Source organism: Bradyrhizobium sp. AZCC 1678, assembly GCF_036924765.1.
Classification (GTDB): Bacteria; Pseudomonadota; Alphaproteobacteria; order Rhizobiales; family Xanthobacteraceae; genus Bradyrhizobium; species Bradyrhizobium algeriense.
The window spans coordinates 3,434,489-3,447,414 of record NZ_JAZHSE010000001.1; the positions used below are offsets into that span (position 1 = coordinate 3,434,489).

Genomic DNA, 12,926 nt, shown 5'->3' on the forward strand with positions numbered 1-12,926 from the left:
TCCGTATTATTTGACGGTGAAACGGATCGGCTGCTTCACGACAACGAATTCGCCGGGAAACGTTGCGGGCGGCGCAGGGAAGGGTTGTGCGCGCTTGAGGAGTGCGACGGCTTCCTCATCAAGCGCGTTGGAGCCCGAGCTTTGAGTTACGCGCGAGCTGACAACCATTCCCTTGCGATCGAGCGTGAACGACACCTGCGCCGTCCCTTGCTCGCGCCGCGACCGTGCGGCCTCCGGATATCGCTTGTTCCTTTCGACCAAGGCAAGGACCTGGGTTCGCCACGTCACCACGGCCTCCGAATTTTTGTCATTCGGCACACCCTGGTTCGGCGCCACGGCTACCGGTGCGATCCGTTCGTTGACCGCTGGTGGCGCTGAGGTGGTGGCGGCCGCCGCCTGCTGCTGCGGCGTCACGTCAGGCTGTGGTTTGGTCGGCAGCGCCACGGCCGCGTCCGGGCTGGGAGCGGGCGGCAGTTCAGGCGTTTCATCTGGCGGCGTTTCCTCAGGCTTCGCCACCGGCTGCGCTTCCGACATTACCTGTTCCGGACCGGGCGCGATGTCGGTCGGCGTGGTCGAGGGGGCTGCGGCCAGCGGCGCCAGATCGACCACGATCGCGCCCGAAGGTTCAGCGGCCATGGTGTCGTCCGGATGGCGCCAGTTGGCGAGCATGGCGGTCAATCCGGCGTAGGCGCACAGCACCGCAAGGCTGCTGAACATCCACCGTTGCAGGTCGGAACGATCTTCGGCCGCAAGCTGCATCATGGCGACGAGGCTTGCTCCATTCCGACCAGCGCGACCTTGAGGTAGCCGGCGGCGCGCAGCAGATTCATCACCTGCATCACCTCGCCATACGGAACGAGTTTGTCGGCGCGCAGGAAAATGCGGGTATCCTTCTGGCCGCTGGTGCTGGCATCGAGCACGCCGGACAGCGCGCTGCGGCCGACCGTTTCGTTGCCGACGGAGAGCGACAGGTCCGGCTTCACGGTCAGGTAGACCGGCTTATCCGGCCGCGGCTGCGGCTGCGCGTTCGAGGCCGGAAGATCGACGGCGATATCGACGGTCGCAAGCGGGGCTGCGACCATGAAGATGATGAGCAGAACGAGAATGACGTCGATGAACGGCGTCACATTGATCTCATGGACCTCGGACAGATCGCCATTGCCCTGGTTCAGACTGGCGGCCATGGCTGCTACTCCGCCGCCGCGAGATGCCGCCGCACGAGCAGGGCGCCGCTGTCGAGGTCACGCCCAACGAGGCGGGTGATCTCCGCAGATCCGTCGCCAAGCAGCGCGCGGTATGAGGCGATCTGGCGCGCGAACAGATTGTAGATCACGACCGCGGGAATCGCCGCCACCAGCCCGAGCGCCGTCGCCAGCAGCGCCTCGGCTATACCGGGCGCGACCACGGCGAGGTTGGTGGTTTGCGACTTCGAGATGCCGATAAAGCTGTTCATGATTCCCCAGACCGTCCCGAACAGTCCGACGAACGGGCCGGTCGACCCGATGGTCGCAAGCACGCCGGTGCCGAAGGCGATCCGCCTGCTTGCCGCCGCCTCGATCTGCTGCAGCCGGGAAGTGATTCTCACCTTGATCCCGTCCTTGTCCATTCGATCGGTACTCAATCTCAATTCCGCCAGCGCGCCCTCGAGCAATTGGGCGACCACGCCCTGGCGGACCTGCTGCACGGCGTCGTCCACGCTTCGGGCGCTGGCGAGTTCGCGCACGGCGCCTCGCGCATTTTGCCGCGCCTTGATCAGTTCGATGGTCTTCGATAGCCATACGGTCCAGGTGACTGCGGTCGCAAAAACCAGGCCGACCATCACTGCTTTGACGACGATGTCGGCCTGCATGAACATGCCCCAGGGGCTGAGATCCCGGGGTAGCATCGCGGCTGCGACTGCGGTCCGATCTGTTGCATCCTGAGCAGAGGCCGGAAAGCACAGCAACAACAGCGGAAACGAAAGAAGCGGAGTGCCACGGCGAAGTTCGCGTCGGAGTGCTTTCCAGGATCGCATCAGGTTTGCCTCTGGGGAAATTAACGCCTTGGCCTCATTATGTAGCATCACCTACGTCTTGGTGTAAACACCAATGGCTCCCCTCCGTGCATCTTGGTTCCGATGCAATTTGGGCGGTCCCGCGCTTCCCCGCGACGACCTGCGGCGAAGCGGCCCAGACGACGATCGCGGTTTCGCCGTTCTTTCTGCCGCAATTGGCAATTGCCGGGCTTGCCGCCGGTGGTGTAAAGCGGCGTATCGGCGCTCGCCTGGACGCGCCGTTCCGCCCCCGGGAACCGCTTGATGACGTTGTGGTTTGTGTTCGCGCTGATGACGGTCGCGGCGATCTTCGCCGTGCTCTGGCCGTTGAGCCGCGGCTCTTCCGCGTCGGCCGGCGGCAGTGAGGTTGTGGTCTACAGGGATCAGCTCGCCGAGATCGATCGCGATGTAGCTGCGGGTCTGATCGGTGTGTCCGAGGCCGAGGCCGCGCGTGTCGAAATCGGCCGCCGCCTGCTTGCTGCTGCGGACGGCCAGCGCGACCTGCCGGCGCGGTCGAATCTTGGTCTGCGCCGCGCTTCCGCGATCGTGGCGCTGGTAGGGTTGCCGATCGCGGCCGTGACCTTCTACCTCGCGCTCGGTTCGCCGCGTCTCGGTGATTTTCCGCTGGCCTCGCGCACGCGCACGGCGGATGTCAACCAGCCGCTCGACAACATGGTGGCGCAGGTCGAGGCGCATCTCGAAAAAAATCCGTCCGATGGCCGCGGCTGGACCGTGCTGGCGCCGGTGCTGGCGCGTCTCGGCCGTTACGATGATGCGGTCCGCGCCTACCGTAATGTCATCACCTATGCCGGTGACAGCGCGGAGCGTCGCTCTGATCTCGGCGAGGCGCTAGTGATCGTGGCGGGCGGTGTCGTCACGGCGGAGGCCAAGGCCGAATTCCAACGCGCGATGGCGCAGAACCCCGATGAGCCCAGGGCGAATTATTTCCTCGGGCTCGCCGCCGAACAGGACGGCCGCCAGGCCGATGCCGCCGCGATCTGGCGCGGCATGCTCGCCAAGGCGCCGGCCGACGTGCCATGGCGGTCGCTGATCGAGGCGGCGCTGGCCAGGGTCGGCGATCCTGCCGCGCCAGCGCTGTCCAACGATGCGATGGCCGCCGCCAAGGATATGAACGAAGACGACCGCGGCGCCATGATCCGCGGCATGGTCGACCGCCTCGCGACGCGGCTGAAGCAGAACGGCGACGATGTCGAGGGATGGCTGCGGCTGATGCGGGCCTATATGGTGATGGGCGAACGCGACAAGGCGGCGAGCGCGCTGACGGAGGCGCGGCAGGCGGTCGCCAACGATACCGAGCGCTTGCGCCAGCTCAATGAGGGCGTGAAGAATCTCGGGCTTGGTGGGTGAGGCATGATGCCGGAACCCAAAGGCGAGGGCAGAGGATAGAAATGACGCGCAAGCAGCGGCGTTTGACCATGATCGGCGGCTCGCTCGCGGTGCTCGCCATTGCCGCGGCGCTGGTGCTGAACGCGATGCGCGATTCCATCGTGTTCTTTTCCACGCCGACGATGGCGGCCGAGAAGCAGATCCCGCCCGGCAAGCGGTTCCGTCTCGGCGGCCTGGTGCAACCGGGCTCGCTGGTGCGCGGCGACAATCTCGCGGTCAATTTCAGCGTCGCCGACGGCAGCGCCACAGTGCCGGTCGCCTACAAGGGAATTTTGCCGGACCTGTTCCGTGAAGGGCAGGGCGTCGTCACCGAAGGCGCGCTGGATGCCTCCGGCGTCTTCAAGGCCGATACTGTGCTCGCCAAGCATGACGAGACCTATATGCCCAAGGATGTCGCCGACGCCCTGAAGAAGCAGGGGCACTGGAAGGACGATTACGGCGCAAAGCCCGGCGCCGCGGCCGCGGCCGCCCCGGTCCAGGGGGCTTCGAAGTGATCGCGGAAGCCGGGCATTACGCGCTGGTGCTGGCGCTCGGACTGGCGCTGATCCAGTCCGCCGTGCCGTTGCTCGGCGCACGCTGGGGCGATCATGCCCTGATGAATGTCGCGCGCTCCACCGCGCTCGCGCAATTGCTGTTCGTGGCGGCCTCGTTCACGGCGCTGACCATGCTGCACGTCGTCTCGGATTTCTCCGTCGTCAACGTGTTCGAGAATTCGCACTCGATGAAGCCGCTGCTCTACAAGATCACCGGCGTGTGGGGCAATCACGAAGGATCGATGCTGCTGTGGGTGCTGATCCTCGCGCTGTTCGGCGGCCTGGTCGCCGCCTTCGGCAATAATCTGCCGCTGTCGCTGCGCGCGCATGTGCTGGCGGTGCAGGGCTGGATCGCGGCCGCGTTCTATCTGTTCATCCTGGTCACCTCGAATCCATTTTTGCGCATCGCAAGCCCGCCGATCGAGGGCCGCGACCTCAATCCTGTGCTGCAGGACATCGGCCTCGCCGTGCATCCGCCGATGCTCTATCTCGGCTATGTCGGATTTTCGATCTCGTTTTCCTTTGCGGTTGCCGCCCTGATCGAAGGCCGCATCGATGCCGCCTGGGCGCGCTGGGTGCGGCCGTGGACGCTGGTGGCATGGATCTTCCTCACGCTCGGCATCGCCATGGGGTCGTACTGGGCCTATTACGAACTCGGCTGGGGCGGCTGGTGGTTCTGGGACCCGGTCGAGAATGCTTCCCTGATGCCCTGGCTCGCCGGCACCGCGCTGCTGCATTCCGCCGTCGTGATGGAAAAGCGCAACGCGCTGAAGGTCTGGACCATCCTGCTGTCGATCCTGACGTTTTCGCTGTCACTGCTCGGCACCTTCCTGGTGCGCTCGGGCGTCCTGACCTCGGTGCATGCGTTCGCGACCGATCCGACCCGCGGCGTGTTCATTCTCCTGATCCTCTGCATCTTTATCGGCGGCAGCCTGTTGCTGTACGCTTGGCGCGCGTCGGCGCTGAAGCAGGGCGGGCTGTTCGCGCCGATCTCGCGCGAGGGCGCGCTGGTACTCAATAACCTGTTTCTCACCACGGCTTGCGCCACCGTCTTCATCGGAACGCTGTATCCGCTGGCGCTGGAGGTTGTGACCGGCGACAAGATTTCGGTCGGCGCGCCGTTCTTCAATCTCACTTTCGGTCCCTTGTTCGTGCCGCTGATGGCCGCGATGCCGTTCGCGCCGCTATTGGCATGGAAGCGCGGCGATCTGCTCGGCGCGGCGCAGCGGCTGACGGCGGCCGGCATTGCGGCGCTGGTTGCGATTGCGGTGTTGTTTGCGTGGACCCAGGGCGGGGCCACGTTCGCACCGCTCGCCATCGGGCTCGCGGTCTTCGTCATCGGTGGCGCGCTCAGTGATCTGGCCGAACGGACGGCGCTGTTCCGTGCTCCCTTGGCGACTGCGGTGGCCCGCGCGCGGGGATTGCCGCGGGCGACCTGGGGCACGGCGTTCGCCCATGCCGGCGTTGGCATCGCCTTGATCGGGATCGTCTGCGAAACTACCTGGAACAGCGAATATATCGGCTCGATGAAGCCGAACGCAGTCGCCAACGTCGCCGGCTATCAGTTGAAGCTCGATGGCGTAACGCAGCGGCAGGGGCCGAATTTTCGCGAGATGATCGCCCAGTTCACGGTTACGCTCGACGGTGAGGAGTTGCGCGTGATGACACCGTCGAAGCGCAACTTCACCACGCGGGAATCGTCGACCACCGAGGCCGCGCTGCTGACCCGCGGCGCCAGCCAGCTTTACGTTTCGCTCGGCGAAACCAATGCCGAGGGCGCCATCGCGGTGCGCATCTATCACAAGCCGCTGGTGCTGCTGATTTGGTGGGGCCCGGTCTTGATGGCATTCGGCGGCCTGCTGTCGCTCTCGGACCGGCGGCTGCGCGTCGGCGCGCCGAAGCCTGCCAAGAAGCAGGCCAAGGCTGCCCGTGCGCTGCAGCCGGCGGAGTGAGCCGTTGAGGAAGCTTCTCGCCAGCGTATTCGTCGTCGCCATGATGGTCGGATGCCCGGTGGCCTACGCCGTGCAGCCCGACGAGATCATGTCGGATCCTGTGAAGGAAGCCCGCGCGCGCGACCTGTCGCGCGAGCTGCGCTGCATGGTGTGCCAGAACCAGTCGATCGACGATTCCGACGCGCCGCTGGCACGCGACCTGCGGCTTTTGGTGCGCGAGCGGATCGCGACCGGCGACAGCGACAGCCAGGTGATCGATTTCCTGGTGGCGCGCTATGGCGAGTTCGTGCTGCTGAAGCCGCGCTTTACGCCGCATACGCTGCTGCTGTGGCTGCTGCCGCCGCTCGCGTTGATCGGCGGCGGACTGGCGCTTTGGATCTACAGCCGGCGCCGCTCGAATAATTCCGGCAGCCCGACCGATCCCTCGCTCCTGCATTTGACGGAAGAGGAAGAGGCGAGGCTGGATCGCCTGCTCGCGGCCGATGCGCCGGACAAGCAGGCTTAAGCCCGCGCCATTGCAAGCGGGCGGGTTTGCGCTATGACTCCCTCTGTTCAATAACAAATATTGCCCAGGGAGAATGCTGACATGGCCCTTTCACTCTACGACGCCAGCGTGGCGAATTATCTGCAGACCCTTGGTGCCGTCAGCAGCTGCCTCGAGCGCGGCCTCGTCTATTTCCGCGAACAGAACATCGATCCGGAAGCCATGGTCGAAGCGCGGCTGGCGCCGGACATGCTGCCGCTGCGGTTCCAGATCATCTCCGTCGCCCAGCATTCCCGCGGCGCCATCGAGGCCGTGCAGAGCGGAGAATTTCGTCCGCCTTCAGCGAAGACGGCATACGATTATGCAGGATTGCAGGCTCTCGTCGCGCAAACCATCGAGGCCTTGTCGGCATGGACGCCGGAGGCCGTCAATGCGCTCGGCGGCCGCGACGTCGTCTTTCTCCTCGGTGAGCACAAATTGCCGTTCACGGCAGAGGGCTTTCTGATGTCGTTCTCGCTGCCCAACTTCTATTTCCACGCCACCACCGCCTACGACATCCTGCGCACCAACGGCGTGCCGCTCGGCAAGCGGGATTTCATGGGCCGGCTGAAGCTGAAGAAGTGAGCGGGGCGCCCGCTGGCGGCGGAGAAATTCGCGTACCTCCATTCACCCGCGCAGCATGTTCCAGCCCGCCCAGGCGAGAACGCCGACATTGAGGTACATCGTGGCCGCCATGCCGAACGCCCGATAGAGCGGGTGAATCCGGTAGCCGACCCAGAATGCAAATCGAGCGACGATGAACACGATGGTCGCCGCAGCGATGACTTTGATCTGGCTGGCCGGGAGACTGACGCTCAGGGCCAATGTGCCGATCACGAACAGCACATATTGCTGCAGCGTGTTGTCGAGCACGCGTCCGTTGATCAGCGTTGCCTGATCCTCCTTGTGCAGCGTCGGATCGATCGCGTCGCTGAGGAAGCGGTTGTTGGCGACGGTGATAGTGCCGACCAGCAGCGGGATCGCGGCGAGCGCGTTTGCCTTCAGGGTATAGCCAAGCCGGCCGGCGATATCGCTCAGGGCCGGAGTATCCGCAGAGATCAGCGAGATGCCGGCGACTGCGGCCACCATGGTCAGCGCGCCGCTGGCGGCGCCGATCGCAACGGTTTTCTGTTCATGGGTCATGGGGCGTCTCCACTATCAGTGGCCGGACGAAACCGGACCGGCGTGAACCGCAGCGCTGTCCGGCATCCGGGCCGAGATCGCGGCAGCCATTTGCAGCACGACGAACAGGCCATGCAATGCCGTGGTGACGTAACCGACTAGCAGCATGTCGGACACAATGAAGAGCTGCCAGAATACCAGATTGGCGGTCCCGAGCAGCGCATGGATTGCGGCAGCGGCGAGGTGCCAGGCGCGCGCTGGCTGAGCGCGCCACATCAGGATGCCCAGGATGAAGGCCAGTCCGTGCGCTTCGATGAAGCCGATTCCGGAATAGGGGGCTTCGGCCACGATACGGGCGACCGGCCCGAGGCCTAAGAAGATTCCGCGCACGTCGCTTGCAAAGCCGCTTGCGGACGCGGCCAGGAGAAACACTGCATTGGCGCGCAGGATGACGTGTCGCATCGCCTTAGTCATTGGAGACCTCCATTGTGACGGTGCATATGAAGACGAAGACCCGAGGTGATCCGGCAGAGGCGACCCCGGCTTTTCGTCAATGTGCACAGCGTGGGTCACAGCAGCACCACGCCCTGGATTAGATAGACGGTGGACACCGCACCGATCACGTAGCGCGACCAGGCGCGGAATTGCTTCTCGCTGATGGTCTCGAGCACGAACCGCGAGAGATAGCCTCCGGCGATCGCAAGCGACATAGCCGCGATGACGGCGATCGGCGACAGGGTCTCGCCGCCGGCGAGCAGGTGGCCGAAATAGGCGGCCTTCAGGAAGTGTCCTATCACTTGCACGGTGGCCTTGGTGGCGATCAGTTGCCGGCTGTTGAGCTGCGAGCGCACGAAGAACACGTCGAGGATAGGACCGGAAACCCCGGCCAGGAGCTGCAGCAAGGTGCACAGCGCGCCGCAGCCGTGACCATGGCTGGGCTTTCCAATGTCGGGCGCGAGGCGGTCGGGAAGCAGAAGTCCCAAGAACGGGCTTACACCAACGATAATTAGGGCTATCGCCTTGCTAACCTCCAGCGCCATGGCGCCGACCACGGCTGCTGCGGCGCCGGCGCCGGCGGCATAATGGGCGACGATCCGCCAATCGATATGCGCGCGCCACTGCCAGGCGCGCCAACCGTTCGAGGCTATCTGCACCAGGCCGTGCAGAACCATGGCCGGCGCCAGCGGCATGAATATCAGCAGGATACCCATCAGGATCATGCCGCCCGCCATCCCGAAGATACCCGAGATGAAGGAGGTCGATACGATGGCGGCGGCGAATCCGGCTGCGATCGGGAGGCTGAGCATGGGCATCGTCCGGTTAAATCCGATGCCGCTCCATGCGCGTTTGACACGCGCTTCGCAAACGCGTTTAGTTCAGCCATAGGCCAATGAAAAGTTAGTCTAACGAGGCGATCCTATGCGCCGCCTGCCTTCGCTGAACGGTTTGCGCGCCTTCGAGGCCGCGGCGCGTCACGGCAGCTTCGTCGGTGCGAGCCAGGAACTGAATGTCACCCAGGCGGCGGTGAGCCGCATGGTGCGGCTCTTGGAAGCGCGCCTCGGATTTCCGCTGTTCGAGCGGCTTCCCAACGGCCTGGTGTTGACCGCGCAGGCGAGGGCGCTGCAGCCAAATCTCACGGCAGCCTTTGACTCGATCGCGTCGAGCGTCGCGCAGGTTTCGGCGATGCGCACCACGCCGGTTTTGACGATCGGCGTCGGCCCGTCCTTTGCGACACGCTGGATGATTCCGCGCCTCGCGAGCTTTTATCATGCGTATCCCGACATCGAGGTGCGGCTCGCGACCGGCGGCGCCATCAATCCGTTCAAGGACGATTGGACCTGCGGCATCCTACTCGGCGGCGGCGATTGGCCGGAGCTGGCGGCTGAGCCGTTGTTTTCCGCTGACCTCTTTCCCGTATGCGCCGCAACCATCGCCCGGCGGCTCGGCAAGCCATCGGACCTGATGCGCGAGAGCCTGCTGCAGGTGGCTCACTCGCCGGAGGATTGGCCGCTGTGGCTGGCCGCCGCGGGCGTGAAACGGCGTCGTGCCGCACTTGGTCCGAGCTTCGCCAATTACGGGATGGCGCTGCAGGCAGCGCTCGACGGCGTGGGCGTGGCCATCGGCCTGCGCCCCTACGTTGAAGACGACATCGCCATGGGGCGTCTGGTAGCGCCGTTTTCGCTGTCAGTTCCGAAGGGCAGGGCCTGGTACCTGGTGTATCGGCTGTTCCGCGAAACCGATCCTGGCCTGATCGCCTTTCGGGACTGGCTCCGGCAGAATTTCAGGGAAAGGTCGCCGAGTTCATCACCGATGCCGGCGGTTCGGATTCGCTGATCTTCAGTGTCGCCGACGTCACAACGCTTCAGTTCTTGATGTGGTCGGCTTCTTCGATCCGGCCAACACGAATACCCTTGAATTCGTGTTCGACATCGACGGCAACGGCATCCAGATCTGCTAAATTGTGACACCTAAGAAAATGGCGCAGGAGGGGAGCCGCTGCGCCGTTCCTCTTAAGAGGCGGTCGCTGTTATTGGCCCATCAGCGCGTCGCGCTGGGCAATGAGATTCGCGCGGGCGTCGCTGTTGTCCCGGATGTCGCTCGAGATGAAATCCATCATGCTACGTGTAGCCGCCAAAGACTTCTGCTGATCCTCGACTGATGCTGCAATACCTTCTTTCCGGGTCGTCACGGTGCCGTCGCCCCGGAAATTGTACTGGATACCGTCTTTCACGAAGCCATAGGTAACGTTTGGGCCCAGAGGAGGCAGTGTCCGGCCGGCGTCCTTTAGCATCTGCAATGCCTTGGCGGCGTCCGCAGCATTGAGCGTTACTTCGGGAGATATCGGAGAGTTCAGCATCTTGTCGTAAGATTTCTGAAGTCTCCCGATGCCGGCCTTGTTCGTGTCCTGCCTTGCGTCCTGCAAATCGAGCAGAGTGAGCTGGCTGTTGATTTTGGCCAATTCTACCCGGCGATCCATGGCCTGCTTTTGTCCCTGGAAGCGATCCTCGCTTGCTTGCGACCAGGTATCCAGGCCTTGCTGCGCGGCGCCCGGGCCTTGCTTGAATGCGGCCATCAGGCGATCCAGTGCATCCTGCGACAACGACACCTGCGTGGCCGGGCCACGGTCGCTGTCATCAGGCGTCGCGTTCGATGCGGGCTGTTTGGAACGGTCGTCCCCGTCGAGAGCCGTATAGGCGAGGGGATTCAATGTGGCGGCTTGGCTGGAAACGGCGCTGACCATGGTTTTCTTCCTGATCCTTGTCGTTGACGGCGGGATGCAAAATTCGCCTTCGGCGACCCGCAACCTCGCCCTCCTTGTTCGTGCAGAGGTTGTGACACGGATAGGTTTAACGTAAGATTTAGGGGAGCTTCGAGAGTCTGCGCCTTCTCGAAATACGGGCGGCGGAGGGAAGCTGTCTTTCCTCCGAAAGTCGTTTTTTAGTCTACGCTAACCCATTGATTGCCTGCGCTATTCTGCCGCACGCATGAGGCCCGCGCATTACCAAAGTTTAATCCCCTAGCCAGCGCGCGGTAAGGCGGCAGGCCCCATCTTCCGACGTGACAGGTGCCCAGCCCCCGCACCGTGGAAGAATGAAGAATTCACGCTCTGGAGATTTTACAGACATGACCGAACGTCCCATCGATCTTTCCTCGCTACCGTCGCACGGCGCAGCCCGCCGTTCGCTGTTCTCCGCCCGCAAATTCGCGCTGATGGCTTCCGTCGTCGCCGGCCTCGGCGCCGCCGTTTATGGTTTCAGCCCGCAGGGCCCCGTCGATGTCTTCACCAGTGCGGCGCACGCGCAGGTCAACAATGAGGTCCGCAAGGTCGAGCGGCCGATCGGCTTCGCCGACATTGTCGAGCGCGTGAAGCCGTCGGTGATCTCGGTCAAGATCAACATCGCCGACAAGAGTTCCAAGGACGACAGCGCCAACAAGGACGAGGACTCGCCGTTCCAGCCGGGCTCGCCGATGGAGCGCTTCTTCCGCCGCTTCGGCGGACCGGATGGCTTGCCTCCGGGCCTGCGCGGCGGACCGCGTGGCGGTCGTGGCCCGGTGACGGGTCAGGGTTCCGGATTCTTCATCTCGCCTGACGGCTTTGCCGTGACCAACAACCACGTGGTCGACGGCGCCGACAAGGTCGAAGTCACCATGGATGACGGCAAGACCTACACCGCGAAAGTGATCGGCACCGATCCGCGCACGGATTTGGCGCTGATCAAGGTTGCCGGCCGCACCGATTTCCCGTTCGCCAAGCTGTCCGACAGCAAGCCGCGGATCGGCGACTGGGTGCTCGCGGTCGGTAACCCGTTCGGCCTCGGCGGCACCGTGACCGCCGGCATCGTCTCGGCCTCCGGCCGTGACATCGGTAACGGCCCCTATGACGACTTCATCCAGATCGACGCGCCCGTGAACAAGGGCAACTCCGGCGGTCCGGCGTTCGACACCAATGGCGAAGTGATGGGCGTCAACACCGCGATCTATTCGCCGTCCGGCGGCAGCGTCGGCATCGCGTTCTCGATCCCTGCTTCGACGGTCAAGAGCGTGATCGCCCAGCTCAAGGACAAGGGCTCGGTCAGCCGCGGCTGGATCGGCGTCCAGATTCAGCCGGTGACGTCTGACATCGCCGACAGCCTCGGCATGAAGAAGGCGGAAGGCGCGCTGGTAGCGGAACCGCAGGCCAATGGCCCGGCGGCGAAGGCCGGCATCCAGTCGGGTGACGTCATCACCGCCGTCAATGGCGAGCCGGTCAAGGATGCCAAGGAACTCGCCCGCACCATCGGCGGTCTCGCGCCGGGCAATGCGGTCAAGCTCAATGTGCTGCAGAAGGGCCAGGACAAGGTCATCAACCTCACGCTCGGCCAGTTGCCGAACACGATCGAGGCCAAGGCCGACACCGACAAGGAAGACAAGGGCGGCCCGACCAAGGGAACCGGCGTGCCGAAGCTCGGCCTGACGGTTGCCCCCGCCAACAGCGTGGCCGGCGCCGGCAGGGAAGGCGTCGTGGTCACCGAGGTCGACCCGAAGAGCGCGGCGGCCGAACGCGGCTTCAAGGAAGGCGACGTCATTCTCGAGGTCGCCGGCAAGAGCGTTGCGACAGCCGGTGAGGTGCGCGAGGCGATCGACGCAGCGCGGACCGACAACAAGAACAGCGTTCTCATGCGCGTGAAGAGCGGCGGTTCGTCGCGCTTCGTGGCGGTGCCGCTGGCGAAGGGCTAAACGAGGACTAGATATCAGATGGAGGGTTTCGCCGGCATTCGTCGCCCCCGCCGACGTCTCCTTCCGGGGAGCGGGTCCAAAGCTCGCTCCCTTTGGCAACCTTCCAGCGGAATACGCCCCCCTCCGTCGGAAGGGCCTAA

At 64.3% G+C, this 12,926-nt stretch carries 14 protein-coding genes; 7 read left to right on the top strand and 7 right to left on the bottom strand.

Going from position 1 to position 12,926, the window contains the following annotated elements; all coding sequences use genetic code 11:
* Positions 1-6: 6 nt before the first annotated feature.
* From V1294_RS16165 to exbB, 3 genes are read right to left on the bottom strand one after another with little or no spacing between them, the layout of a single operon-like run.
* Entirely contained in the window at positions 7-762 is a 756-nt protein-coding gene (locus V1294_RS16165; RefSeq protein WP_334498539.1) for an energy transducer TonB, read from the bottom strand.
* Complete coding sequence (gene exbD, locus V1294_RS16170) at positions 759-1,184, bottom strand: TonB system transport protein ExbD (protein WP_334482180.1); 426 nt, start codon at positions 1,182-1,184, stop codon at positions 759-761. Before exbD ends, V1294_RS16165 begins: the two co-directional genes overlap by 4 nt.
* Positions 1,185-1,189: 5 nt before the next feature.
* Positions 1,190-1,849: a tonB-system energizer ExbB gene (gene exbB, locus V1294_RS16175; protein WP_442895342.1), complete on the bottom strand. Its 660-nt coding sequence runs from the start codon at positions 1,847-1,849 to the stop codon at positions 1,190-1,192.
* Positions 1,850-2,296: 447 nt separating this feature from the next.
* Between exbB and ccmI the strand changes: the two genes are divergently transcribed.
* From ccmI to V1294_RS16200, 5 genes are all read left to right on the top strand, one after another.
* A complete protein-coding gene (ccmI, locus tag V1294_RS16180) occupies positions 2,297-3,400 on the top strand; it encodes a c-type cytochrome biogenesis protein CcmI (RefSeq protein ID WP_334498543.1) in 1,104 nt (367 codons plus the stop codon).
* A 41-nt stretch (positions 3,401-3,441) separates the two neighbouring features.
* Positions 3,442-3,933: a cytochrome c maturation protein CcmE gene (gene ccmE, locus V1294_RS16185; protein ID WP_334434592.1), complete on the top strand. Its 492-nt coding sequence runs from the start codon at positions 3,442-3,444 to the stop codon at positions 3,931-3,933.
* Positions 3,930-5,924 (top strand): heme lyase CcmF/NrfE family subunit, encoded by a 1,995-nt coding sequence (locus V1294_RS16190; protein ID WP_334482176.1) that lies wholly within the window; start codon positions 3,930-3,932, stop codon positions 5,922-5,924. The genes ccmE and V1294_RS16190 overlap by 4 nt, the downstream gene beginning before the upstream one ends.
* Positions 5,925-5,928: 4 nt before the next feature.
* A complete protein-coding gene (locus V1294_RS16195; RefSeq protein WP_334498545.1) occupies positions 5,929-6,429 on the top strand; it encodes a cytochrome c-type biogenesis protein in 501 nt (166 codons plus the stop codon).
* 81 nt (positions 6,430-6,510) lie between these two features.
* Positions 6,511-7,032: a DUF1993 domain-containing protein gene (locus V1294_RS16200; RefSeq protein ID WP_334498547.1), complete on the top strand. Its 522-nt coding sequence runs from the start codon at positions 6,511-6,513 to the stop codon at positions 7,030-7,032.
* A gap of 42 nt (positions 7,033-7,074) precedes the next feature.
* Here the strand turns inward: V1294_RS16200 and V1294_RS16205 are convergent, their stop codons facing one another.
* The 3 genes from V1294_RS16205 to V1294_RS16215 all read right to left on the bottom strand — a co-directional run bounded on the left by V1294_RS16205 (position 7,075) and on the right by V1294_RS16215 (position 8,876).
* Positions 7,075-7,590 carry an MAPEG family protein gene (locus tag V1294_RS16205; protein ID WP_334498549.1) on the bottom strand — a complete coding sequence of 172 codons (516 nt, stop codon included), beginning with the start codon at positions 7,588-7,590 and terminating at the stop codon, positions 7,075-7,077.
* A 15-nt stretch (positions 7,591-7,605) separates the two neighbouring features.
* Positions 7,606-8,043: a hypothetical protein gene (locus V1294_RS16210; protein ID WP_334498552.1), complete on the bottom strand. Its 438-nt coding sequence runs from the start codon at positions 8,041-8,043 to the stop codon at positions 7,606-7,608.
* Positions 8,044-8,138: 95 nt separating this feature from the next.
* The gene (locus tag V1294_RS16215) at positions 8,139-8,876 is read right to left on the bottom strand and encodes a TSUP family transporter (RefSeq protein WP_334498554.1); all 738 of its coding nucleotides are present in this window, start codon (positions 8,874-8,876) and stop codon (positions 8,139-8,141) included.
* A 112-nt stretch (positions 8,877-8,988) separates the two neighbouring features.
* On the opposite strand from V1294_RS16215, the gene V1294_RS16220 reads away from it, so the two are divergent.
* The gene (locus V1294_RS16220; protein WP_334498556.1) at positions 8,989-9,903 is read left to right on the top strand and encodes a LysR substrate-binding domain-containing protein; all 915 of its coding nucleotides are present in this window, start codon (positions 8,989-8,991) and stop codon (positions 9,901-9,903) included.
* A gap of 193 nt (positions 9,904-10,096) precedes the next feature.
* Here the strand turns inward: V1294_RS16220 and V1294_RS16225 are convergent, their stop codons facing one another.
* Entirely contained in the window at positions 10,097-10,810 is a 714-nt protein-coding gene (locus V1294_RS16225) for a hypothetical protein (RefSeq protein WP_334498558.1), read from the bottom strand.
* A 383-nt stretch (positions 10,811-11,193) separates the two neighbouring features.
* On the opposite strand from V1294_RS16225, the gene V1294_RS16230 reads away from it, so the two are divergent.
* Entirely contained in the window at positions 11,194-12,786 is a 1,593-nt protein-coding gene (locus tag V1294_RS16230; protein WP_334482172.1) for a Do family serine endopeptidase, read from the top strand.
* The last annotated feature ends 140 nt before the right edge of the window (positions 12,787-12,926 follow it).

Bases quoted from the DNA above. Each gene is read 5' to 3' on its own strand.
- V1294_RS16230 (WP_334482172.1), top strand. From the start codon at position 11,194: ATGACCGAACGTCCCATCGATCTTTCCTCGCTACCGTCGCACGGCGCA.
- ccmI (WP_334498543.1), top strand. From the start codon at position 2,297: ATGACGTTGTGGTTTGTGTTCGCGCTGATGACGGTCGCGGCGATCTTC.
- V1294_RS16225 (WP_334498558.1), bottom strand. From the start codon at position 10,810: ATGGTCAGCGCCGTTTCCAGCCAAGCCGCCACATTGAATCCCCTCGCC.
- ccmE (WP_334434592.1), top strand. From the start codon at position 3,442: ATGACGCGCAAGCAGCGGCGTTTGACCATGATCGGCGGCTCGCTCGCG.
- V1294_RS16200 (WP_334498547.1), top strand. From the start codon at position 6,511: ATGGCCCTTTCACTCTACGACGCCAGCGTGGCGAATTATCTGCAGACC.
- V1294_RS16215 (WP_334498554.1), bottom strand. From the start codon at position 8,876: ATGCTCAGCCTCCCGATCGCAGCCGGATTCGCCGCCGCCATCGTATCG.
- exbD (WP_334482180.1), bottom strand. From the start codon at position 1,184: ATGGCCGCCAGTCTGAACCAGGGCAATGGCGATCTGTCCGAGGTCCAT.
- V1294_RS16165 (WP_334498539.1), bottom strand. From the start codon at position 762: ATGATGCAGCTTGCGGCCGAAGATCGTTCCGACCTGCAACGGTGGATG.
- exbB (WP_442895342.1), bottom strand. From the start codon at position 1,849: ATGCAGGCCGACATCGTCGTCAAAGCAGTGATGGTCGGCCTGGTTTTT.
- V1294_RS16220 (WP_334498556.1), top strand. From the start codon at position 8,989: ATGCGCCGCCTGCCTTCGCTGAACGGTTTGCGCGCCTTCGAGGCCGCG.
- V1294_RS16210 (WP_334498552.1), bottom strand. From the start codon at position 8,043: ATGACTAAGGCGATGCGACACGTCATCCTGCGCGCCAATGCAGTGTTT.
- V1294_RS16205 (WP_334498549.1), bottom strand. From the start codon at position 7,590: ATGACCCATGAACAGAAAACCGTTGCGATCGGCGCCGCCAGCGGCGCG.